Raw genomic sequence first — 21496 nt, 5'->3', positions numbered from 1 at the left:
GCCATGTTGAAAGTCAGCGTTTATCGTTACAACCCTGATCAGGACGCCGCGCCGTTCATGCAGGAATTCCAGGTCGATACCGGTGGTAAAGACCTGATGGTGCTGGACGTGCTGGCCCTGATCAAAGAGCAGGACGAGGGTTTCTCCTATCGTCGCTCTTGCCGTGAAGGTGTTTGCGGTTCCGACGGCATGAACATCAACGGCAAAAACGGCCTGGCGTGCATCACGCCGTTGTCCGCTGTCGTAAAAGGCAACAAGTTGATCGTTCGTCCGCTGCCAGGTTTGCCGGTTATCCGTGACCTGGTTGTCGATATGAGCATCTTCTACAAGCAATACGAGAAGGTTAAGCCATTCCTGCAGAACGACACGCCGGCTCCGGCCATCGAGCGTCTGCAGTCCCCTGAAGAGCGTGAAAAGCTCGACGGTCTGTACGAGTGCATCCTGTGCGCTTGCTGCTCGACCTCTTGCCCGTCCTTCTGGTGGAACCCGGACAAGTTCCTGGGCCCGGCCGCACTGCTGCAAGCTTATCGCTTCCTGGCAGACAGCCGCGACACCAAGACGTCCGAGCGTCTGGCTTCGCTGGATGACCCGTTCAGTGTTTTCCGCTGCCGGGGCATCATGAACTGCGTCAACGTATGTCCGAAAGGCCTGAACCCGACTAAGGCCATCGGTCACATCCGTAACATGCTGCTTTCGAGCGGCGTGTGATTCAGCTGCTGTAACCGCTGCACCGTAGAGGCTGTGGCGCGGGCTTCAACCCGCGTCATGGCTATAACCAGAGCAGCAGCCATAAGCTGCGGCTCTTATTTTGAAGAAATGAGACAAGCAGGGGCATCCGGGCTGGTACCCGGACTATCAGTGTGATCCTAGGTGGCTTGTTTTAGTCGCTGCATTCGGACTTCTGCAAGTTTGCTCGGTGTCGACATCGATGGTGTTCCCCTAACCGAGGGTGACCAAGCATGCAAGAAAGCGTGATGCAGCGCATGTGGAACAGCGCCTACCTTTCAGGTGGAAACGCTGCCTATGTGGAAGAGCTTTATGAGCTCTACCTGCACGACCCTAACGCTGTGCCAGAAGAGTGGCGCACCTACTTTCAGAAGCTGCCTGCCGACGGCGGCTCTGCCACTGATGTTTCGCACTCCACAATTCGCGATCATTTCGTGCTGCTGGCAAAGAACCAGCGCCGCGCTCAACCGGTTTCCGCCGGCAGCGTGAGCAGTGAGCACGAGAAGAAGCAAGTTGAAGTGCTGCGATTGATCCAGGCCTACCGTATGCGTGGCCACCAGGCAGCCCAGCTTGACCCGCTGGGGCTGTGGCAGCGTCCTGCACCTGCAGACCTGTCGATCAATCATTACGGCTTGACCAATGCCGATCTTGATACGACCTTCCGTGCCGGCGACCTGTTCATCGGCAAAGAGGAAGCGAGCCTACGCGAAATTCACGAAGCGTTGCAGCAGACATATTGCCGCACCATCGGCGCTGAATTCACGCACATCACCGATTCCGAGCAGCGTCAGTGGTTCCAGCAGCGTCTGGAAAGCGTGCGCGGCCGTCCAACGTACTCCGCCGACATCAAGAGCCACCTGCTCGAGCGCGTCACCGCCGGCGAAGGTCTGGAAAAATACCTGGGCACCAAATACCCGGGTACCAAGCGTTTCGGTCTGGAAGGCGGCGAAAGCCTGATTCCGATGCTCGACGAACTGATCCAGCGTTCCGGTTCGTATGGCACCAAGGAAGTCGTGATCGGCATGGCCCACCGTGGCCGTCTCAACGTGCTGGTCAACACCTTCGGCAAAAACCCGCGCGAGCTGTTCGACGAGTTCGAAGGCAAGAAGAAGGTCGAGCTGGGTTCCGGTGACGTTAAATACCACCAGGGCTTCTCGTCCAACGTGATGACCACCGGTGGTGAAGTTCACCTGGCCATGGCGTTCAACCCGTCCCACCTGGAAATCGTTTCCCCGGTGGTCGAGGGTTCGGTTCGCGCCCGTCAGGATCGTCGTAACGACCCTACCGGTGAGAAGGTTCTGCCAATCTCCATCCACGGCGACGCGGCATTTGCCGGCCAGGGTGTGGTGATGGAAACCTTCCAGATGTCGCAGACCCGCGGTTTCAAGACCGGCGGTACCGTGCACATCGTGATCAACAACCAGGTTGGTTTCACCATCAGCAACCCGCTGGACTCGCGTTCCACCGAGTACGCGACCGACGTTGCGAAAATGATCCAGGCGCCGATCCTCCATGTGAATGGTGATGATCCGGAAGCCGTATTGTTCGTGACTCAGCTGGCCATCGACTACCGCATGCAGTTCAAGCGTGACGTGGTGATCGACCTGGTCTGCTACCGTCGTCGCGGCCACAACGAAGCCGACGAGCCAAGCGGCACCCAGCCTCTGATGTATCAGCAGATCACCAAACAGCGCACCACCCGTGAGCTGTACGCTGACAGTCTGACTCAGAGCGGTGTGCTCGACGCTGAGCGTGTTCAGGCGAAAGTCGACGAATACCGCAACGCGCTGGACAACGGTCTGCATGTAGTAAAAAGCCTGGTCAAAGAGCCGAACAAAGAGCTGTTCGTGGACTGGCGTCCGTATCTGGGCCACGCCTGGACCGCGCGTCACGACACTCGCTTCGACCTCAAGACCCTGCAGGAACTGTCCGCCAAGCTGCTGGAAATTCCGGATGGCTTCGTGGTTCAGCGCCAGGTCTCGAAAATCTACGAAGACCGTCAGAAGATGCAAGCCGGCGGCCTGCCGATCAACTGGGGTTACGCCGAAACCATGGCGTACGCGACCCTGGCGTTCGAAGGTCACCCGATTCGCATGACTGGTCAGGACATCGGCCGCGGTACGTTCTCGCACCGTCACGCTGTTCTGCACAACCAGAAAGATGCTGGCACTTACATTCCGTTGCAGCACCTGTACGACGGTCAGCCACGTTTTGACCTGTACGACTCGTTCCTGTCGGAAGAAGCCGTTCTGGCGTTCGAATACGGTTACTCGACCACCACGCCGGATGCGCTGGTGATCTGGGAAGCCCAGTTCGGCGACTTCGCCAACGGTGCCCAAGTGGTTATCGACCAGTTCATCACCAGTGGCGAGCACAAGTGGGGCCGTCTGTGCGGTCTGACCATGCTGCTGCCGCACGGTTATGAAGGTCAGGGTCCTGAGCACTCTTCGGCTCGTCTGGAGCGTTACCTGCAACTGTGCGCCGAGCACAACATTCAGGTAGCGGTACCGACCACGCCGGCTCAGATCTACCACTTGCTGCGTCGTCAGGTGATTCGCCCGCTGCGCAAACCGTTGATCGTCCTGACTCCGAAGTCGCTGCTGCGCCACAAGCTGGCCATCTCGACGCTGGAAGATCTGGCCGAAGGTTCGTTCCAGACCGTGATCCCGGAAATCGATGTACTGGACCCGAAAAAGGTCGAGCGCGTTGTTCTGTGCAGCGGCAAGGTCTACTACGACCTGCTGGAAAAACGCCGTGCCGAAGGCCGTGACGATATCGCCGTCGTGCGTATCGAGCAGCTGTACCCATTCCCTGAGGACGACTTGATTGAAGTCCTGGCTCCTTACACCAACCTCAAACATATCGTTTGGTGTCAGGAAGAGCCGATGAACCAGGGTGCCTGGTACTGCAGCCAGCACCACATGCGCCGCATCGTTGGCAAACACGATAAATCTCTCGTACTCGAGTACGCGGGCCGTGATGCCTCTGCTGCACCTGCTTGTGGTTACGCATCGATGCACGCCGAGCAGCAGGAAAAACTGCTGCAAGCCGCGTTTACCGTTTAACGCCTTCGCGCACCTGAAACCGAATTTAAGGAACTACAGATAATGGCTATCGAGATCAAAGCCCCCACTTTCCCGGAATCGGTTGCCGATGGCACCGTTGCCACCTGGCACAAGCAACCGGGCGACGCCGTCAAGCGTGACGACCTGATCGTCGACATCGAAACTGACAAAGTCGTACTGGAAGTTCTGGCTACCGCCGACGGCGTACTGGGCGCAATCGTCAAGAACGAAGGCGACACCGTTCTGTCCGACGAAGTCCTGGGCTCCATCGAGGCGGGCGGCGCTGCTGCCGCTGCTCCGGCTGCCGCTGCTGCTCCGGCCGCAGCACAAGCCGCTGCTGCACCTGCTGCCGGCACCGACGAAGACGCTATCGCCGCTCCTGCTGCACGCAAACTGGCTGAAGAAAACGGCATCAACCTGGCGTCCGTCAAAGGCACCGGTAAAGATGGCCGTGTAACCAAGGAAGACGTGGTTGCCGCTGTTGAAGCCAAGAAAGCTGCTCCGGCCGCTGCACCTGCCAAGGCTGCTGCGCCATCGGCTGCTGCTCCTGTGTTCGCCGCTGGCGATCGCGTCGAGAAGCGCGTTCCGATGACCCGCGTTCGTGCCACTGTGGCCAAGCGTCTGGTTGAAGCTCAGTCGAACATGGCGATGCTGACCACTTTCAACGAAGTCGACATGACTGAAGTCATGGCGCTGCGTTCGAAGTACAAGGACCTGTTCGAGAAGTCGCACAACGGCGTACGTCTGGGCTTCATGTCGTTCTTCGTGAAGGCCGCTACCGAAGCGCTGAAACGCTTCCCGGCTGTCAACGCTTCGATCGACGGTGCCGACATCGTTTACCACGGCTATGCCGACGTAGGTGTTGCTGTTTCCAGCGATCGCGGTCTGGTGGTTCCGGTTCTGCGTAACGCCGAACTGATGAGCCTGGCTGAAATCGAAGGCGGCATCGCCACCTTCGGCAAGAAAGCCCGTGACGGCAAACTGTCGATGGACGAGATGACCGGTGGTACCTTCACCATCACCAACGGTGGTACCTTCGGTTCGATGATGTCGACCCCGATCGTCAACCCGCCGCAGGCAGCGATTCTGGGCATGCACAACATCATCCAGCGTCCGATGGCCATCAACGGTCAGGTCGTGATCCGTCCGATGATGTACCTGGCACTGTCCTACGATCACCGTCTGATCGATGGCAAAGAAGCTGTAACCTTCCTGGTGACCATCAAGAACCTGCTGGAAGATCCGGCTCGTCTGTTGCTGGATATCTGATAGAAGCAGTCGCGTGTTGCAGGCGATGTATCGCCGGAAACGGTGGTACGGCCTGCAGCGCGCGGCTTGAAGCTTTTCGCTAAAGAGGATTTTTTGAATGTCGCAGAAATTTGACGTAGTAGTGATCGGTGCCGGCCCTGGCGGTTACGTAGCCGCCATCAAGGCCGCGCAGCTGGGTCTGACCACTGCCTGCATCGAGAAGTACACCGACGCCGAAGGCAAGCAAGCCCTGGGCGGCACCTGCCTGAACGTCGGCTGCATTCCTTCCAAGGCGCTGCTCGACAGCTCCTGGAAATACAAGGAAGCGAAAGAAAGCTTCAACGTTCACGGTATCTCGACCGGCGAAGTCAAAATGGACGTCGCTGCGATGGTTGGCCGCAAGGCTGGCATCGTCAAGAACCTGACCGGCGGCGTTGCGACTCTGTTCAAGGCCAACGGCGTTACTTCGATCCAGGGCCACGGCAAACTGCTGGCCGGCAAGAAAGTCGAAGTCACCAAGCCAGACGGCTCGGTAGAAATCATCGAAGCTGAAAACGTCATCCTGGCACCAGGTTCGCGTCCGATCGACATTCCACCGGCTCCGGTTGATCAGAACGTCATCGTCGATTCGACTGGCGCGCTGGAATTCCAGACCGTACCCAAGCGTCTGGGCGTTATCGGCGCTGGCGTAATCGGTCTGGAACTGGGTTCGGTTTGGTCGCGTCTGGGTTCGGAAGTGGTTGTCCTGGAAGCTCTGGACACTTTCCTGATGGCAGCGGACACCGCTGTTTCCAAGGAAGCGCTGAAAACCCTGACCAAGCAAGGTCTGGACATCAAGCTGGGCGCTCGCGTGACCGGTTCTAAAGTGAATGGCGACGAAGTCGTTGTGAACTACACCGATGCCAACGGCGAACAGACCATCACTTTCGACAAGCTGATCGTAGCCGTTGGTCGCCGTCCGGTGACCACTGATCTGCTGGCTGCCGACAGCGGCGTGACCCTGGACGAGCGCGGTTTCGTGCACGTTGACGATCACTGCGCCACCACCGTACCGGGCGTTTTCGCCATCGGTGACGTGGTTCGCGGCATGATGCTGGCTCACAAGGCTTCGGAAGAAGGCATCATGGTTGTCGAGCGCATCAAGGGCCACAAAGCCCAGATGAACTATGACCTGATCCCTTCGGTTATTTATACTCACCCGGAAATCGCGTGGGTTGGCAAAACCGAGCAGGCCTTGAAAGCTGAAGGCGTTGAAGTTAACGTCGGCACCTTCCCGTTCGCCGCTTCTGGCCGTGCCATGGCCGCCAACGATACCGGTGGTTTCGTCAAGGTCATCGCGGATGCCAAGACTGACCGCGTATTGGGCGTGCACGTGATTGGTCCGAGCGCTGCAGAACTGGTTCAGCAGGGCGCGATCGGCATGGAATTCGGCACCAGCGCTGAAGACCTGGGCATGATGGTTTTCTCCCATCCGACCCTGTCTGAAGCCTTGCACGAAGCTGCTCTGGCTGTGAATGGCGGCGCCATCCACATTGCCAACCGCAAGAAGCGTTAACAGACAATAAGAAACCACGGCGGTAACGGCCCGTCGTGAGCCTTGCGAGCAAGACTCACCGCGGAATGTCCGCTGGACGCAGTCTTGCGTAGCTCAGCTACGCAAGCAGCAGTCACAGGTGGCGCGGCACTCATCACGAGCGCAGCGCCGAATGCGCAGTACCTAACGAAGACGGTAAAAAGCATGAATCTTCACGAGTATCAGGGTAAGCAGCTGTTCGCTGAATACGGCCTGCCAGTTTCCACTGGTTACGCAGTAGACACCCCAGAAGCAGCAGCAGAAGCTTGCGACAAAATCGGCGGCAGCGAGTGGGTTGTCAAAGCCCAGGTCCACGCCGGTGGTCGCGGTAAAGCGGGCGGCGTCAAGCTGGTTCGCAGCAAAGAAGACGCCAAAGCCTTCGCACAGCAGTGGCTGGGCAAGCGTCTGGTGACTTACCAGACTGACGCCAATGGCCAGCCAGTCACCAAGATCCTGGTTGAATCGTGCACTGATATCGCTAAAGAGCTGTACCTGGGCGCTGTCGTTGACCGTTCGAGCCGTCGCATCGTGTTCATGGCTTCCACCGAAGGTGGCGTGGACATCGAGAAAATCGCTCACGACACTCCAGAAAAAATTCTGAAAGCCACTATCGATCCACTGGTTGGCGCTCAGCCATTCCAGGGTCGCGAGCTGGCATTCCAGTTGGGTCTGGAAGGCAAGCAGGTTGCTCAGTTCGCCAAGATCTTCGTAGGTCTGGCCAAGCTGTTCAAGGATCACGACCTGGCTCTGCTGGAAGTGAACCCGCTGGTGATCAAGGCTGACGGCGATCTGCACTGCCTCGACGCCAAGATCAACATCGACGCCAACGCAATGTACCGTCAGCCTAAGCTGAAGACTTTCCACGATCCGTCGCAAGACGATCCGCGCGAAGCGCACGCTGCCAAGTTCGAACTGAACTACGTAGCGCTGGAAGGCAACATCGGCTGCATGGTCAACGGTGCTGGCCTGGCCATGGGTACCATGGACATCGTCAACCTGCATGGCGGCAAGCCAGCCAACTTCCTCGACGTAGGTGGTGGCGCTACCAAAGAACGCGTAACTGAAGCGTTCAAGATCATCCTGTCCGACACCAACGTCGCTGCAGTACTGGTCAACATCTTCGGCGGCATCGTTCGCTGCGACATGATTGCCGAAGGCATCATCGGCGCTGTGAAAGAAGTCGGCGTGAAAATCCCGGTTGTTGTTCGCCTTGAAGGTAACAACGCTGAGCTGGGCGCTAAAGTACTGGCAGAAAGCGGTTTGAACATCATCGCTGCTACCAGCCTGACCGACGCTGCTCAACAAGTTGTCAAAGCTGCGGAGGGCAAATAATGAGCGTCCTGATCAATAAAGACACCAAAGTTATCTGCCAGGGTATTACCGGTTCGCAAGGTAGTTTCCACACCCAGCAAGCCATCGAATACGGCACCAAGATGGTTGGTGGCGTTACTCCTGGTAAAGGCGGCACCGAGCACCTGGGTCTGCCAGTGTTCAACACCGTGAAAGATGCTGTTGCTCAAACTGGCGCCACCGCCAGCGTGATCTACGTTCCAGCTCCTTTCTGCAAGGACTCGATCCTGGAAGCGGCTTTCGGCGGCATCAAGCTGATCGTCTGCATCACCGAAGGCATTCCTACCCTGGACATGCTGGACGCTAAAGTTAAGTGCGACGAGCTGGGCGTAGTCCTGATCGGCCCTAACTGCCCAGGCGTGATCACCCCAGGCGAATGCAAGATCGGCATCATGCCAGGTCACATTCACTTGCCAGGCAAGGTCGGTATCGTTTCGCGTTCCGGCACCCTGACCTACGAAGCTGTGAAGCAGACTACTGACGCCGGTTTCGGTCAGTCGACTTGCGTCGGCATCGGTGGTGACCCGATCCCGGGTTCGAACTTCATCGACATCCTGAAGCTGTTCCAGGAAGACCCGAAGACCGAAGCGATCGTGATGATCGGTGAGATCGGCGGTTCGGCTGAAGAAGAAGCGGCTGCCTACATCAAGGCACACGTGACCAAGCCGGTTGTTTCCTACATCGCTGGTGTGACTGCTCCTCCGGGCAAGCGCATGGGCCATGCTGGCGCAATCATCTCTGGCGGCAAAGGCACTGCAGACGAGAAGTTTGCTGCCCTGGAAGACGCAGGCGTTAAAACCGTGCGTTCGCTGGCAGACATCGGCAAGGCTTTGTCCGAGCTGACCGGTTGGGCTGTCAAGTAAGCCTCGCGCTTAGCTGACGCTTTACCAGGCAAAGGCCACCTTCGGGTGGCCTTTGTTGTTTCTGGCATATGAGAATCATGAAGGCCTTTGTGGCGAGGGGATTTATCCCCGTTGGGCTGCGAAGCGGCCCCCTTGCTAATGACCGCAGTCAGTCAGGTATCTTCATTGAGATTTTTTGGGGCTGCTGCGCAGCCCAGCGGGGATAAATCCCCTCGCCACAGGTTTCCAGTGGTGAAGCAAGGATTTGGTTTTGAGCCACACATTACTGAGTATGAAAAATAGATACGTAAACGCGACACAGAAACGTCGGGTATCGGATAGTTCGCCCTCAAACAGTGCGTTTGTCAGGCAAATTCGTTAGGCTAGCAGCCATTTTTGCGTCTGCCGCCCACAAGGCATGCACCGCGCGTTACGGGTCAGTCCCATACGGATCGACAGCATTTCCCTAATCCCACAGGGCAATTCCCCTCTAAATTCCGATTCAGTAGTGTGGTATTTCCTTAATGAAAGTTTTGAAAGGTCAGGACATCCTGGCACTTGGTTTTATGACATTTGCCCTGTTCGTTGGGGCCGGTAACATCATCTTCCCGCCTATCGTCGGCTTGCAGGCCGGACCTCATGTCTGGATGGCGGCGCTGGGCTTTCTGATCACAGCGGTCGGTTTACCCGTGATCACCGTGGTTGCACTGGCCAAGGTCGGTGGCGCGATGGATGCCCTGAGCAGCCCGATCGGCAAAATTGCCGGTGGTGTGCTGGCTGCCGCGTGCTACCTGGCGGTCGGCCCGTTGTTCGCTACCCCGCGTACGGCGACCGTGTCGTTCGAAGTGGGCCTGGCGCCGTTGACCGGCGAGAGCCCGTTGGCGCTGTTCCTCTACAGCTCGGTTTATTTCCTGCTGGTGTTCTTCATCTCGCTGTATCCGGGCCGTTTGCTGGATACCGTTGGGCGCTTCCTCGCGCCGTTGAAGATCATTGCGCTGGCCGTGCTGGGCATCGCTGCCTTCGCCTTGCCGGCCGGTGATATCGGGCACGGTACGCCTGAATACGTAGCGGCGCCGTTCTCCCAGGGTTTCATCAATGGTTACCTGACCATGGATACCCTCGGCGCACTGGTGTTCGGTATCGTCATCGTTAACGCGATTCGCTCCCGTGGCGTAGAGTCGCCAGCGCTGATCACCCGTTACGCGATCATCGCCGGGCTGATTGCCGGTGTCGGTCTGGCGCTGGTGTATGTCAGCCTGTTCCGTCTCGGTTCGGGCAGCCATGAAGTGGCCGTCGGTGCCACCAACGGTGCGGCGGTATTGCACGCTTATGTGCAACATACCTTCGGCTCGTTGGGCAGCGGTTTCCTTGCGGTGCTGATCTCGCTGGCGTGTCTGGTGACGGCGGTGGGTTTGACCTGCGCCTGTGCCGAGTATTTCAGCCGTGTGTTGCCGCTGTCCTACAAGACGCTGGTGATCATCCTGGCGGCGTTCTCGCTGCTGGTGTCCAACCTCGGGCTGACCAAGCTGATTGCATTCTCGATCCCGGTGCTGACCGCTATCTACCCGCCGTGCATCGTGTTGGTAGCGCTGAGCTTCTGCAAAGACTTCTGGCATGAGCATGGCCGCATCCTCGGCCCGGTGATGCTGGTGTCGTTCCTGTTCGGTCTGATCGACGCGCTGAAAGGTGCTGGTCTCGCCGACGGGCTGCCGTCGCAGCTGTCCAACCTGCCGCTGAGCGAGCAGGGTCTGGCGTGGCTGGTGCCGTGCGTGATGACTCTGGTGGTCGCGGTGGTTTGCGATCGCCTGCTGGGCAAGCGTAGCGAAGCCATTGCCTGACGTCGTCTCCTGACCCGCCACAAGCAGGTCATGAACGCTTAAACAGAAATGCCCCGTATCAATCGATACGGGGCATTTTTTATGGGCATCAGGCAGTGTCTTTTTCCCTGAGCTAACGTCGAAGGGTTGCACAGGTTTTAGGTGGGAGTGAGCCTGCTCGCGATCACGGTGGCACATCCAGAACAGATGTGACTGACAGACCGCTATCGCGAGCAGGCTCACTCCTACAGGTATCGTGTTCACACATCACAAGGAACCGCATGTCGTTCATCCAGGCCAATCTGATCCATCTGCTCGCCGCACTCTGGTTTGTCATCTGCTGGGGCGGCTATACCCGATACGCCAGCTGGAAGGCTCGCGACACCGCGTGTCTGGCCAGCGTGCTGCACTTGTACCGCGAAGACTGGATGCGCCGCATGTTGCTGCGCGACAACCGCATCGCGGACGCCAGCGTGATCGGCAACCTTGAGCGTAACGCCTCGTTCTTCGCTTCCAGCACCCTGATCATCCTCGCCGGTATTCTCACCGTGCTGGGCGCATCCGATCGCGCGGTGTCATTGCTGGCGGATATTCCGATGGTGCAGCAGGCCTCGCAAGGCATGTCGGAGATCAAGTTGCTGTGCCTGGCAATGGTATTTGTCTACGCGTTTTTCACGTTCAGTTGGTGCATGCGCCAGTACAACTTTGCGGCGATTCTGGTGGGCTCTGCGCCAATGATCGGTGAGCGCCAAGTCTCGGAGCTGGAGCGCAAAGCCTTCGCTTCGCGAGCGGCGCGAGTGATTTCAATGGCGGCCAACCAGTTCAACTTCGGCCTGCGCTCGTACTACTTCGGCATGAGCATGTTGGCGTGGTTTGTCAGCCCTTGGTTGTTCATGCTGATGAGTGCCGGAGTGGTCGTCGTCTTGTACCGCCGCGAGTTTCATTCCGACGTTCTTGATGTCATGGTCTATACCCCTACAGAGGCGCCCATTCCCGAGGCGAGCAAAGAGGTTGTTTCATGAGTATTCCGTTCTGGTGTGTGTTTATCAGTGCCCTGTTGATTTATATCGCGCGCCTGCCGGTGGGCAAGGCCATGAAAGAGCAGGGCGGTTATAACAACCACTTGCCGCGTCAACAGCAGGCACAGCTCACCGGTTACGGCGCGAGGGCGCTGGCGGCGCACCAGAACAGCATCGAGGCGTTCATATTGTTCGCAGTGGGAGTGCTGATGGCGCACACCACGCAAACGGCGGGATGGCTGATCGATACATTGGCGATCATTTTTGTCATCGCGCGGATCATCTACCTGTGGCTCTACCTGGCTGATAAGCCTGCGTTGCGCAGTCTGGTCTGGCTGGTCGGTTTAGTGTGCTCGTTGTTGCTGATGATTAGTCCGACTTTTAGAACTGTCCTGCTCTAAGGCCGTATTGGCGGTAAATCACAGACAAAAGAAAACCCGCACTTGGCGGGTTTCCTTTTTTCACACCAGAAAGCGAATTACTGCTTTTTGGCGGCTTCTTCTTGTGCAGCTGCGTTCGATTCAGCCTGAGCTTTGGCAGCTTCGGCGTTTTCTTTCGCAGCGTCGTTCACTTTATCCTGAGCTTTGTTCATGTCTTGCTGAGCTTGTTCAGCATGTTGGTTTGCATCTTGAGCTTTGTCCTCGGATTTTTTATCGCAGGCAGCGAGACCGAGGGAAGCGGTCAACATCAAGGCAATAGCTAAAGTCTTACGCATGGGGTGTTTCTCCTTATGGAAAATAACTACTGGCCTTAAGAACTCAGCGCCGAGGGTTAAGTTCCTCATTTGTTTCAGATATATAAGATCTTTTTTCAGTGGAACTTTTACGGTTTTTCCTACTACTGGCAAAAGGCTCTAACGAGAGTAATTATCATATGGCTGAAAACCCCGTTTTTGAGCGTGCGACGCGATTTCTTTCGGCGTTGCGCCACTGCCAGGTCCTTGGGTTGCAAGTGCACAGCGCCTCTGCCGATGGGCTCACGGTGATCCTGCCATACAGCACGAAAATCGTCGGCAACCCGCAGACAGGCGTAATACACGGTGGCGCTATCACTTCTTTGATGGACACTGCGTGTGGCATGTCCACCCTGTGCGTGCTGCCCGAGTTCGAAGTCTGCCCGACCCTCGATCTGCGCATCGACTACATGCACGCCGCAGAACCCGACAAAGACGTATACGGCTTCGCCCAGTGCTATCGAGTGACGACCGATGTGATCTTCGCTCGCGGCTTCGCCTACCAGGATGATCCCGAGCAACCGATTGCCCACGTCGTTGGCACTTTCATGCGCATGGGCAAAAACATCAGGGGCACCAAGGGTTTTGGTGGCGCTATCAGGGGGGAGGGCCAATGAGCGACGACCTAAAGGTTCAGTTGCAGCGGGCCCATGCGCAGGGCGACTACACGCCGCTGCTCAAGTTGATTCCGTACGCCGGGCTGATCGGCATCGAGTGCTCACGCGTGGGTGATGACTTGCTGTTCAAGCTGCCGGCGAACAAGGACAACATTGGTAACCCTTTATTGCCGGCGATTCATGGCGGGGTGATTGCCGGGTTCATGGAACTGGCCGCAGCCCTGCATTTATTGATTTTCACCGGGGCGCCGGGCGTGCCGAAGATCATCGATTTTTCCCTCGATTACCTGCGCGCCGGGCAGTTTCGCGACACTTGGGCCAGGTGTCAGGTCTGTCGCCAGGGGCGGCGGGTGGCGAACGTTGCCATCACGGCGTGGCAAAGTACCGAAAGCGAACCGATCGCCACTGCTCGGGCGCACTTCAAAATCGATGAGCCCTTGAAATCCTGAACACTGCCCCAAACTCAGATGACAACCCGCCGCAGACCATTTCGGGTCGCGGCCACTGCCATCTGATTGGAGTTTGATGACCATGAGTGTGGAAACTCAAAAGGAAACCCTGGGCTTCCAGACCGAGGTGAAGCAACTGCTGCACCTCATGATCCATTCGCTGTATTCCAACAAGGAAATCTTCCTTCGCGAATTGATCTCGAACGCCTCTGACGCTGTCGACAAGCTACGCTTCGAAGCCCTGGCCAAGCCTGAGTTGCTCGAAGGTGGCGCAGATCTGAAAATCCGTGTGAGCTTCGACAAGGACGCCAAGACCGTCACCCTCGAAGACAACGGTATCGGCATGAATCGTGACGATGTGATCGCCCACCTGGGGACCATCGCCAAGTCGGGCACCGCCGATTTCATGAAGAATCTGTCGGGCGATCAGAAAAAAGATTCGCACCTGATCGGCCAGTTCGGTGTGGGCTTCTACTCAGCCTTCATCGTTGCCGACAAAGTTGACGTGTACAGCCGTCGCGCCGGAACTGACGCCAGCGAAGGCGTGCACTGGTCGTCGAAAGGCGAGGGCGAGTTCGAAGTCGCCACCATCGAAAAACCAGAACGCGGCACCCGCATCGTCCTGCACCTCAAAGCTGCAGAAGACGAGTTCGCCGATGGCTGGCGTCTGCGCAACATCATCAAGAAGTACTCCGACCACATCGCTTTGCCGATCGAGCTGCCGAAAGAAGTCACGGCTGCCGAAGGCGAAGAGGCGCCAGCGCTCGAGTGGGAAACAGTCAACCGCGCCAGTGCTCTGTGGACCCGTCCGCGCACCGAAGTGAAGGACGAGGAATACCAGGAGTTCTACAAGCACATCGCCCACGATTTCGAGAACCCGCTGGCCTGGAGCCACAACAAGGTTGAAGGCAAACTCGAATACAGCTCGCTGCTGTACGTGCCGGCCCGCGCACCGTTCGATTTGTATCAGCGTGAAGCGCCGAAAGGCCTGAAGCTGTACGTGCAACGCGTGTTCGTGATGGATCAGGCCGAGTCGTTCCTGCCGCTCTATCTTCGCTTCATCAAAGGCGTGGTCGACTCCAACGACCTATCGCTGAACGTGTCGCGGGAAATTCTGCAGAAAGACCCGATCATCGACTCGATGAAGTCGGCGCTGACCAAGCGTGTGCTCGACATGCTGGAAAAACTGGCGAAGAACGAGCCTGAGCAATACAAGGGCTTCTGGAAGAACTTCGGTCAGGTCATGAAAGAAGGCCCGGCAGAAGACTTCGCCAACAAGGAAAAAATCGCGGGTCTGCTGCGTTTCGCGTCGACCAACGGCGACGAAGGCGAGCAGATTGTCGGTCTGGCCGATTACCTGGCACGCGCCAAGGAAGGTCAGGACAAGATCTACTACCTCACCGGCGAAACCTACGCGCAGGTCAAAAACAGCCCACACCTGGAAGTCTTCCGCAAGAAAGGCATCGAAGTGCTGCTGCTGACCGACCGTATCGACGAGTGGCTGATGAGCTACCTCAGCGACTTCGACGGCAAGTCCTTCGTTGACGTGGCACGCGGTGACTTGGATCTGGGCAACCTGGACTCGGAAGAGGACAAGAAAGCCGCAGAAGAAGTCGCCAAGTCCAAAGAAGGTCTGGTCGAGCGTCTGAAAACCGCGCTGGGCGATTCCGTCGCTGAAGTGCGGGTTTCCCATCGCCTGACTGATTCGCCGGCCATTCTGGCCATCGGCGAACAGGACCTGGGTCTGCAAATGCGTCAGATCCTCGAAGCCAGCGGTCAGAAGGTGCCGGATTCGAAGCCTATCTTCGAATTCAACCCGAGCCACCCGCTGATCGAGAAACTCGACGGTGAGCAGAGCGAAGAGCGTTTCGGCGACCTGTCGCACATCCTCTTCGATCAGGCAGCCCTGGCCGCCGGCGACAGCTTGAAGGATCCGGCCGCTTACGTGCGCCGCCTGAACAAGCTGCTGGTTGAACTGTCGGTTTGATGAAGTTGTAAAAAAACCCGCTTCGGCGGGTTTTTTCATTCTGGTGTTCAAATAATCAGGAGTCAGAAATGAGCCAAGTCACAGTACGTTCCGTGATCTATCAGATTGATGGTCAACCTTATGAAGGTCGACTGGCATTCGACGCCGAGCACAAAGGCGCGCGTCCGGGTTTGTTGATGGCGCCGAACTGGATGGGCGTCAGCGCTGGCGCGGAAGAAATCGCCAAGTCAGTGGCGGCCAAGGGCTACGTGGTGTTGATCGCTGATGTCTACGGTCAGGCCGTGCGTCCGCAGAACGCTGATCAGGCCGGTGCGGCGATGATGCCGCTCAAGGATGATCGCGCACTGCTGCGCACGCGTATGCAGGCTGCGTTCGAGCAGTTACAGACTCAGGGCGAAGCGGCAGTGGATACTTCGAAACTGGCGGTGTTCGGTTTCTGCTTTGGCGGCTGCTGTGCGCTGGATCTGGCGCGTACCGGTGCGCCGGTGAAGGCTGCCGTTTCGTTCCACGGCACGCTGGATTCACCGAATCCTGCTGATGCGCAGAACATCAAAGGCTCGGTGCTGGTACTGCACGGCGCGTCCGATCCGTTGGTGCCGAAGGAGCAACTGCCTGCCTTCGAAGACGAGATGAACGCGGCGAAGGTGGATTGGCAATTGCTGAGCTACGGCGGTGCGGTGCACTCATTTACCGACCCGCACGCCAATGTGCCGGGCAAGATGATGTACGACGCGAAGACGGCCAAACGGGCGTTCAAGTCGATGCATGACTTGCTGGATGAAGTGTTCAGCGGCTGATTGTTTCAAGGTCAAAAGATCGCAGCCTTCGGCAGCTCCTACATTGATCCTGTGTAGGAGCTGCCGAAGGCTGCGATCTTTTGCTTTAACGTCTCAACGCGGTAACTCGATCCGCTCACTTTCCCCCGGCACCGTCGGCCAATCCCCGGCCGCCCATTTACGCCGTGCCTCATCAATCGCTGCCGGATCGCTCGCAACAAAATTCCAGTTGATCCGCCTCGGTCCGTCCAGCGGCGCGCCGCCGAACACCACAGCGTGAACATCGCTCTCGGCAAACAGACTCATTTCTTCCCCAACCGGCAACACCACCAGCGCATGCGGTTCGACCGTTTCGCCGTTCAGTTGTGCATCGCCACTCAATATATACAGCGCCCGCTCTTCATGCTCTGTGGGAATCAGCAATGTGGTCGCTGTTTGCATCTTCACTTCGGCATACAACGTAGGAGAAAGCACCGGAACTGGCGTTTCCAGACAAAAGCCTGACCCGGCAATCATCCGAATCTGCACGCCGAGGTTATCGCTGACCGGCAAGGTCGCTGCCGGGTGATGGCTGTAATGCCCCGGGCCTTGTTCATGATCCTTGGGCGAGGCCAGCCAGATCTGCAAACCGTGCATCGTGAAACTCTGATCCCACAGCGGCGCCGGCGTGCGTTCAACGTGGGCAATCGCGCTGCCGGCGGTCATCCAGCTGACATCGCCAGCGCTGACTACCTGATCGGAGCCGAGGCTGTCCTTGTGCTGGAGTTGGCCTTCAAACAGATAGGTCAGTGTCGACAGACCAATGTGCGGATGCTGTCGGATGTTCATGCCTTTGCCCGTCGGATAAACCGTTTCGAGCATGTGATCAAAAAACACGAAAGGCCCGACGCTGCGGCATTTGGCTGACGGCAACGGGCGAAGAATCGGCTGGCCTTCGACGTCTTCGGCTCGCGGGCGGATGATCAGGGGTTGCGTGTCCATGGTGCATTCCAGGCTGAGCGGGTGATGCCAGAAGCATAACCCGCCGCTGGCATCAGGATGGTTATTGGCTGTCGAAGCCTTGTGGGGCATGGGTTTCGATGCTGACTTCGCTGGTGGTCATGAGCTTGTGGATCGGGCAACGGTCGGCAACTCGCAGCAGTTCCTCGCGCTGGGCGTCGGTGAGCACGCCTTTGAGGGTAAGGGTGACGTGCAGGGCGTATTTGCCTTTCTGCTCTTCACTGTTATCGCGTTTGACCTCGACTCCCACGCCGGTCAGCGGGATGTCTTTCTTCTTCGCGTACATCTTCAGGGTCAGGGCCTTGCAGGCGCCGAGTGCGGCGTCGAAGTAATCGTGCGGCTCTGGCGCCGTGCCTTCGCCGCCGGCAGAGGCCGGTACGTCGGCAAACAGTTCGTGTTCATCGATCTGGACAGTGTGACGAAAACCTTCAGCGGAGACGGTATTGACGGTAACGGTCATGTGAACCTCACTGGCAGCAGGAAAAGTCGTTCGATCAAAAAGACCTTGCAGTTATAGAGCATTCCCACCGGCACGCGTTCCACTTTCCTGCGGGATGAACCCTTGGGGGCAGGGCGGGGTCTAGGCTATGCCTACTTGCCGGAGATTAATTGTGTCCCTGTATCGTTTGAGTCTTGCCTGTTTGCTGGTGCTTGCCGGTAGCGCCAGCGCCCGCGAATACACCTACAGCGATGCGCACCTGCACTACGTGGATTTTTTCCAGGAAACCGCCGGCATGCCGAAATTGCTGACGGCCATGAAGGAAAATTCCATTGAGCATGTGATGATTTCCGGCATTCCCGTGGCGAAAAAGTGGCACGAGGACGAACCGAAGCGCCCGCGCTATTACGCCGGTGATGATGCCGACGCCTACTGGTACAGCGCCACCGACGTGATCGTCGCTGATGCCGTGCAAAAACTGACGCCTGAGCAGCGGCCGTACTTTCATCCGTTCCTGTCAGGCTTCAACCCGAACGACAAGAATTCCGCAGCGCATATTCAGCGCATGCTCGAACTGTATCCGGGGCTGTGGCAAGGCATTGGCGAAGTGTTCACGCGGCATGACGACCTGACGGCGCTGACGTCCGGTGACACGCCGCGCGCTAACAATGAGGCGATGACCAAGATCTATCACTTGGCGGCAGAAAACGATCTGCCGGTGATGGTGCATTCCAACATCACCTCCAAGCGTGAGAGAAATCCGCTGTACCTGCAGGAAATCGAACAACCGCTGCGTAATCACCCGCACACGCGGTTCATCTGGGCGCATGCCGGCACCAGTGCGGAAATACATCGGCACCAGACACAACTCGACTTTCTCCTGCCGACCCTCACGCGCATGCTCGAGGCATATCCGAATCTGTTCATTGATCTGTCGTGGAGCATGCTCAAGCCGTATCTGCTGGATGAACAGGGCAAGCCGCGCCCGGAATGGCTGGCGCTGGTTGAAAAATACCCGGAGCGCTTCATGCTCGGCTCGGATGTTGTAGGGCGATTCAACAAGCTCGGTGAGGAAATGCACAACTTCGCGCCCTTCCTTGATGCACTTCCCGACGATGTTGCACAAAAGGTCGCTCGCGATAACTTCCTGGCGATATTGCCGCGAACAGCGCTCAAGTCCGGCAAATCGCGCTGAATCGTTAATGCCGAGGGTTAGAAGTATTAAGGCGTTTTGATATCACGTTTTCGTCTTACGCAAATTTCTGCCGGGCCGATACCTTCTAGAGCAACCCGCTGTAGGTTGATGCAGCGCTTCTGGAAGGAACCAAAGCAATGAGTATCCGTAGTCTCAATATTGCCCCGCGCGCCGGCCTCGGTTTTGGCCTGTTGGCGTTGATGGTGTTTGCCCTTGGGGCGTTCGCCCTGCTGCAAATGTCGAACATGCGCGCCCAGTCCGACGAGGTCGACAACAACTGGCTGCCGAGCGTGATGGCGGTCGGTGAGATGAGTCAGGACATGTTGCGCCTGCGCGCGCTGACCATGCGCCTGTTGCTCAATCGTGATCCGCAGGCATTGCAGCAGAATGTCGCCAAGCTCAATGACCTGCTCGGGGTACTGAATGAGGCCCAACAGCGTTATGACGTGCTGATCGTGCTGCCTGAAGAGCGCCAATTGTTTGATCGCTTCAAGGTGGCCGAGCAGCAATATCTGGAGCTTCAGGCGCAGGTCATGCAGTTGTCTGCGCAGAATCGGGTGGAGGAGGCGGCGCGCATTCTCAATGGCGAGATGAGCCCGTTGGCCGATGAAATCGCCGTACTCCTGCGTCAGCTGGTTGAACTGAACAAACACAATGCCAATCTCGCTACCGAGGCCGCGCGGCTGGTGTTCACTCATTCGCGGGTTTGGGTCGGGGTCATGATCGGCGTTACCGCGCTGATCACCATCGGTCTGGCGCTGTTGCTGACGCGCAGCATCGTATTGCCACTGGCGCAGTCCTTAGGTGTGGCGCAAGTGGTGGCCGGCGGAGATCTGACCGGCGACATCAACATCTCTGGCAAGGACGAGCCGGCGCGGTTGCTGCAAGCGCTCAAAAGCATGCAGCACAACCTGCGCGACACGATTCGGCAAATTTCCGAGTCGTCCAGTCAGTTGGCTTCAGCGTCAGAAGAGCTGAGTTGCGTCACGGAAGACGCTACGCGTGGGCTGCATCAGCAGAGTCTGGAAATCGAGCAGGCGGCGACAGCGGTAAATCAGATGACCGCGGCAGTGGAGGAGGTGGCCAGCAATGCTGTGGCGACCTCCGAGGCCTCGCGCGAATCCGATCGCATTGCCCAGCATGGCCGCCAGCAGGTGCAGCAGACCGTATCGTCAATCGAATCTCTCGCCGAGGACGTGACGGCCAATGCAACCCAGATGGAAGATTTGGCGCAGAAGGTTCATGGCATCAGCAAAGTGCTGGATGTGATCCGCTCGATTGCCGAGCAGACCAATCTGCTGGCGCTGAACGCGGCGATCGAAGCCGCACGGGCTGGCGATGCCGGGCGCGGTTTTGCAGTGGTCGCGGATGAGGTGCGGGCGCTGGCGCATCGCACTCAGCAGTCGACTCAGGAAATCGAGCAGATGATCGGTGGCATTCAGCAAGGTACGGATTCAGCGGTCGATTCGATGCAGCAGAGCAACGTGCGGGCGCGTGCGACGCTGGACCTGGCCAAGTCGGCCGGAACTGCGCTGGAGGAGATTGCCTCGGCGTTCACCTTGATCAACGAGCGCAATCTGGTGATCGCCAGTGCTTCGGAAGAGCAAGCGGCGGTGGCGCGGGAGGTGGATCGCAATTTGATGAATATTCGCGATCTGGCGATGCAGACGTCGGCGGGGGCGAATCAGACCAGTGCGGCGAGCCAGGAGTTGTCGCGATTGGCGGTGGATTTGAACAGCATGGTGGCCAGGTTCTCGGTCTAAATGCACCCTCCCGAAATATCCCTGTAGGAGCTGCGGCACGCTGCGATCTTTTGATCTTGAAAACAGGATCAAAAGATCGCAGCTTCGTTTCACTCGACAGCTCCTACAAGGGGTTGTGTCGTTGCAGAAATCGCAGGCAATAAAAAGCCCCACAATCGCGGGGCTTTTTTACATCGCGTCGGATCAGCTGCCTTTCACAGCCTTGCCGTTGACCGTACCGTCCTGGAGCATGATGTTGTACTCCTTGCCGTCGGTTTCAACTTGTTGCAAGCGAACCAGCAGGTAATCCCAGTCCTTGGCAAACCAAAGGACGGTGATGCGCTTGCTTTGTGTCGGGTCGCGTACGCGCTCGACCTTGATCGCATCGATCTTGCCTGCCTTGGTGTCGACTTTTTCCGAGCCAAGCACGCGGAAGTCATAGGTATCGATTTCGCCGTCATCGACCACTTGGTAGCTCATGGTCTTCTTGCCGGCGGCAACATCATGTTGCAGTGCCAGCTGATAAGTCGATTTGTCGACCATGCCACGGTTCAGCGGGATTTTCACCGCATCGCCACGGTCGGTGCCGGTGACCAGTTTGTTGGTCCAGTCGAAGTCCAGATCAGCCTTCTTGGCCTTGCCCAGACCGCCACGTTCGAAGTGGTAGGACTGCGGCAGCAGCGTGTCTTTGTCCAGGGTCAGGGTGCTGGTCTCAGTGAGGCTGGCGATCATCATCGACGCCTTGAAGCTGAGCGTCCAGACGCCTTTGGCATCCTTGGACAGGCTGCGTTCGGCAGTGCCGCTCATCGGCAGCTGTTTCCAGTCGGCGGTGTAGCTGGCGGAGAACGGTTGAAGGTCTGCCGCCTGCGCGAAAGGCAGGGCGAGCAGTGCGCAAGCAAATAGCAGGGCGCGACGCATA

At 57.8% G+C, this 21496-nt stretch carries 19 protein-coding genes and 1 pseudogene; 16 read left to right on the top strand and 4 right to left on the bottom strand.

Annotated elements, in window-relative coordinates:
• The first annotated feature begins 3 nt into the window (after positions 1-3).
• The 9 genes from ICA15_RS03490 to ICA15_RS03450 all read left to right on the top strand — a co-directional run bounded on the left by ICA15_RS03490 (position 4) and on the right by ICA15_RS03450 (position 12041).
• The gene (locus tag ICA15_RS03490) at positions 4-708 is read left to right on the top strand and encodes a succinate dehydrogenase iron-sulfur subunit (protein ID WP_150601211.1); all 705 of its coding nucleotides are present in this window, start codon (positions 4-6) and stop codon (positions 706-708) included.
• A 251-nt stretch (positions 709-959) separates the two neighbouring features.
• Positions 960-3791 (top strand): 2-oxoglutarate dehydrogenase E1 component, encoded by a 2832-nt coding sequence (locus tag ICA15_RS03485; protein WP_150601212.1) that lies wholly within the window; start codon positions 960-962, stop codon positions 3789-3791.
• A gap of 42 nt (positions 3792-3833) precedes the next feature.
• Positions 3834-5060: a 2-oxoglutarate dehydrogenase complex dihydrolipoyllysine-residue succinyltransferase gene (gene odhB, locus ICA15_RS03480; protein WP_150618444.1), complete on the top strand. Its 1227-nt coding sequence runs from the start codon at positions 3834-3836 to the stop codon at positions 5058-5060.
• Between the two features lie 97 nt (positions 5061-5157).
• The gene (gene lpdA, locus ICA15_RS03475; RefSeq protein ID WP_129391073.1) at positions 5158-6594 is read left to right on the top strand and encodes a dihydrolipoyl dehydrogenase; all 1437 of its coding nucleotides are present in this window, start codon (positions 5158-5160) and stop codon (positions 6592-6594) included.
• Positions 6595-6777: 183 nt separating this feature from the next.
• Positions 6778-7944, top strand: coding sequence for an ADP-forming succinate--CoA ligase subunit beta (gene sucC / locus ICA15_RS03470; protein WP_007919879.1), 1167 nt, complete (start codon positions 6778-6780; stop codon positions 7942-7944).
• The gene (sucD, locus tag ICA15_RS03465) at positions 7944-8825 is read left to right on the top strand and encodes a succinate--CoA ligase subunit alpha (RefSeq protein WP_042558294.1); all 882 of its coding nucleotides are present in this window, start codon (positions 7944-7946) and stop codon (positions 8823-8825) included. Before sucC ends, sucD begins: the two co-directional genes overlap by 1 nt.
• Positions 8826-9328: 503 nt before the next feature.
• Positions 9329-10642: a branched-chain amino acid transport system II carrier protein gene (gene brnQ / locus ICA15_RS03460; RefSeq protein WP_150601214.1), complete on the top strand. Its 1314-nt coding sequence runs from the start codon at positions 9329-9331 to the stop codon at positions 10640-10642.
• A 260-nt stretch (positions 10643-10902) separates the two neighbouring features.
• Positions 10903-11643 carry a DUF599 domain-containing protein gene (locus ICA15_RS03455; protein WP_150618445.1) on the top strand — a complete coding sequence of 247 codons (741 nt, stop codon included), beginning with the start codon at positions 10903-10905 and terminating at the stop codon, positions 11641-11643.
• The gene (locus ICA15_RS03450; RefSeq protein ID WP_150601216.1) at positions 11640-12041 is read left to right on the top strand and encodes an MAPEG family protein; all 402 of its coding nucleotides are present in this window, start codon (positions 11640-11642) and stop codon (positions 12039-12041) included. Before ICA15_RS03455 ends, ICA15_RS03450 begins: the two co-directional genes overlap by 4 nt.
• A gap of 77 nt (positions 12042-12118) precedes the next feature.
• On the opposite strand, the gene ICA15_RS03445 is transcribed toward ICA15_RS03450, so the two are convergent.
• Positions 12119-12355, bottom strand: a complete 237-nt coding sequence (locus tag ICA15_RS03445) for a hypothetical protein (RefSeq protein ID WP_007959016.1) — start codon at positions 12353-12355, stop codon at positions 12119-12121.
• A gap of 158 nt (positions 12356-12513) precedes the next feature.
• On the opposite strand from ICA15_RS03445, the gene ICA15_RS03440 reads away from it, so the two are divergent.
• The 4 genes from ICA15_RS03440 to ICA15_RS03425 all read left to right on the top strand — a co-directional run bounded on the left by ICA15_RS03440 (position 12514) and on the right by ICA15_RS03425 (position 16223).
• Entirely contained in the window at positions 12514-12990 is a 477-nt protein-coding gene (locus ICA15_RS03440) for a PaaI family thioesterase (RefSeq protein WP_210553677.1), read from the top strand.
• Positions 12987-13439: a PaaI family thioesterase gene (locus tag ICA15_RS03435; protein WP_210553676.1), complete on the top strand. Its 453-nt coding sequence runs from the start codon at positions 12987-12989 to the stop codon at positions 13437-13439. The genes ICA15_RS03440 and ICA15_RS03435 overlap by 4 nt, the downstream gene beginning before the upstream one ends.
• An 82-nt stretch (positions 13440-13521) precedes the next feature.
• Entirely contained in the window at positions 13522-15426 is a 1905-nt protein-coding gene (gene htpG / locus ICA15_RS03430; protein WP_150618448.1) for a molecular chaperone HtpG, read from the top strand.
• 68 nt (positions 15427-15494) lie between these two features.
• Positions 15495-16223, top strand: coding sequence for a dienelactone hydrolase family protein (locus ICA15_RS03425; protein ID WP_150618449.1), 729 nt, complete (start codon positions 15495-15497; stop codon positions 16221-16223).
• Positions 16224-16316: 93 nt separating this feature from the next.
• On the opposite strand, the gene ICA15_RS03420 is transcribed toward ICA15_RS03425, so the two are convergent.
• Entirely contained in the window at positions 16317-17183 is an 867-nt protein-coding gene (locus ICA15_RS03420; RefSeq protein ID WP_210553675.1) for a pirin family protein, read from the bottom strand.
• Positions 17184-17244: 61 nt separating this feature from the next.
• The gene (locus ICA15_RS03415; protein ID WP_042558302.1) at positions 17245-17661 is read right to left on the bottom strand and encodes an OsmC family protein; all 417 of its coding nucleotides are present in this window, start codon (positions 17659-17661) and stop codon (positions 17245-17247) included.
• Positions 17662-17812: 151 nt separating this feature from the next.
• Between ICA15_RS03415 and ICA15_RS03410 the strand changes: the two genes are divergently transcribed.
• From ICA15_RS03410 to ICA15_RS28545, 3 genes and pseudogenes are all read left to right on the top strand, one after another.
• Positions 17813-18835, top strand: coding sequence for an amidohydrolase family protein (locus ICA15_RS03410; protein ID WP_210553674.1), 1023 nt, complete (start codon positions 17813-17815; stop codon positions 18833-18835).
• A 137-nt stretch (positions 18836-18972) separates the two neighbouring features.
• Positions 18973-19743, top strand: a pseudogene (locus ICA15_RS28550) (MCP four helix bundle domain-containing protein); the annotation flags it as partial.
• The gene (locus ICA15_RS28545; RefSeq protein WP_411959647.1) at positions 19735-20598 is read left to right on the top strand and encodes a methyl-accepting chemotaxis protein; all 864 of its coding nucleotides are present in this window, start codon (positions 19735-19737) and stop codon (positions 20596-20598) included. The pseudogene ICA15_RS28550 and the gene ICA15_RS28545, both read left to right, overlap by 9 nt.
• Positions 20599-20781: 183 nt before the next feature.
• Here the strand turns inward: ICA15_RS28545 and ICA15_RS03400 are convergent, their stop codons facing one another.
• Positions 20782-21495, bottom strand: coding sequence for a DUF3108 domain-containing protein (locus ICA15_RS03400; protein WP_042558305.1), 714 nt, complete (start codon positions 21493-21495; stop codon positions 20782-20784).
• Position 21496: the final 1 nt, after the last annotated feature.

It is taken from the genome of Pseudomonas sp. P116 (assembly GCF_020149425.1).
In the GTDB taxonomy this organism is placed as follows: domain Bacteria; phylum Pseudomonadota; class Gammaproteobacteria; order Pseudomonadales; family Pseudomonadaceae; genus Aquipseudomonas; species Aquipseudomonas anatoliensis.
The sequence above is the reverse complement of the archived record's forward strand: the minus strand, read 5'-3'. Positions and strand labels throughout refer to the sequence as shown.

Bases quoted from the DNA above. Each gene is read 5' to 3' on its own strand.
- ICA15_RS03445 (WP_007959016.1), bottom strand. From the start codon at position 12,355: ATGCGTAAGACTTTAGCTATTGCCTTGATGTTGACCGCTTCCCTCGGT.
- odhB (WP_150618444.1), top strand. From the start codon at position 3,834: ATGGCTATCGAGATCAAAGCCCCCACTTTCCCGGAATCGGTTGCCGAT.
- sucC (WP_007919879.1), top strand. From the start codon at position 6,778: ATGAATCTTCACGAGTATCAGGGTAAGCAGCTGTTCGCTGAATACGGC.
- ICA15_RS03425 (WP_150618449.1), top strand. From the start codon at position 15,495: ATGAGCCAAGTCACAGTACGTTCCGTGATCTATCAGATTGATGGTCAA.
- ICA15_RS03485 (WP_150601212.1), top strand. From the start codon at position 960: ATGCAAGAAAGCGTGATGCAGCGCATGTGGAACAGCGCCTACCTTTCA.
- brnQ (WP_150601214.1), top strand. From the start codon at position 9,329: ATGAAAGTTTTGAAAGGTCAGGACATCCTGGCACTTGGTTTTATGACA.
- ICA15_RS03420 (WP_210553675.1), bottom strand. From the start codon at position 17,183: ATGGACACGCAACCCCTGATCATCCGCCCGCGAGCCGAAGACGTCGAA.
- ICA15_RS03400 (WP_042558305.1), bottom strand. From the start codon at position 21,495: ATGCGTCGCGCCCTGCTATTTGCTTGCGCACTGCTCGCCCTGCCTTTC.
- ICA15_RS03435 (WP_210553676.1), top strand. From the start codon at position 12,987: ATGAGCGACGACCTAAAGGTTCAGTTGCAGCGGGCCCATGCGCAGGGC.
- lpdA (WP_129391073.1), top strand. From the start codon at position 5,158: ATGTCGCAGAAATTTGACGTAGTAGTGATCGGTGCCGGCCCTGGCGGT.
- htpG (WP_150618448.1), top strand. From the start codon at position 13,522: ATGAGTGTGGAAACTCAAAAGGAAACCCTGGGCTTCCAGACCGAGGTG.
- ICA15_RS03455 (WP_150618445.1), top strand. From the start codon at position 10,903: ATGTCGTTCATCCAGGCCAATCTGATCCATCTGCTCGCCGCACTCTGG.
- ICA15_RS03450 (WP_150601216.1), top strand. From the start codon at position 11,640: ATGAGTATTCCGTTCTGGTGTGTGTTTATCAGTGCCCTGTTGATTTAT.
- ICA15_RS03440 (WP_210553677.1), top strand. From the start codon at position 12,514: ATGGCTGAAAACCCCGTTTTTGAGCGTGCGACGCGATTTCTTTCGGCG.
- sucD (WP_042558294.1), top strand. From the start codon at position 7,944: ATGAGCGTCCTGATCAATAAAGACACCAAAGTTATCTGCCAGGGTATT.
- ICA15_RS03415 (WP_042558302.1), bottom strand. From the start codon at position 17,661: ATGACCGTTACCGTCAATACCGTCTCCGCTGAAGGTTTTCGTCACACT.
- ICA15_RS03490 (WP_150601211.1), top strand. From the start codon at position 4: ATGTTGAAAGTCAGCGTTTATCGTTACAACCCTGATCAGGACGCCGCG.
- ICA15_RS28545 (WP_411959647.1), top strand. From the start codon at position 19,735: ATGCAGCACAACCTGCGCGACACGATTCGGCAAATTTCCGAGTCGTCC.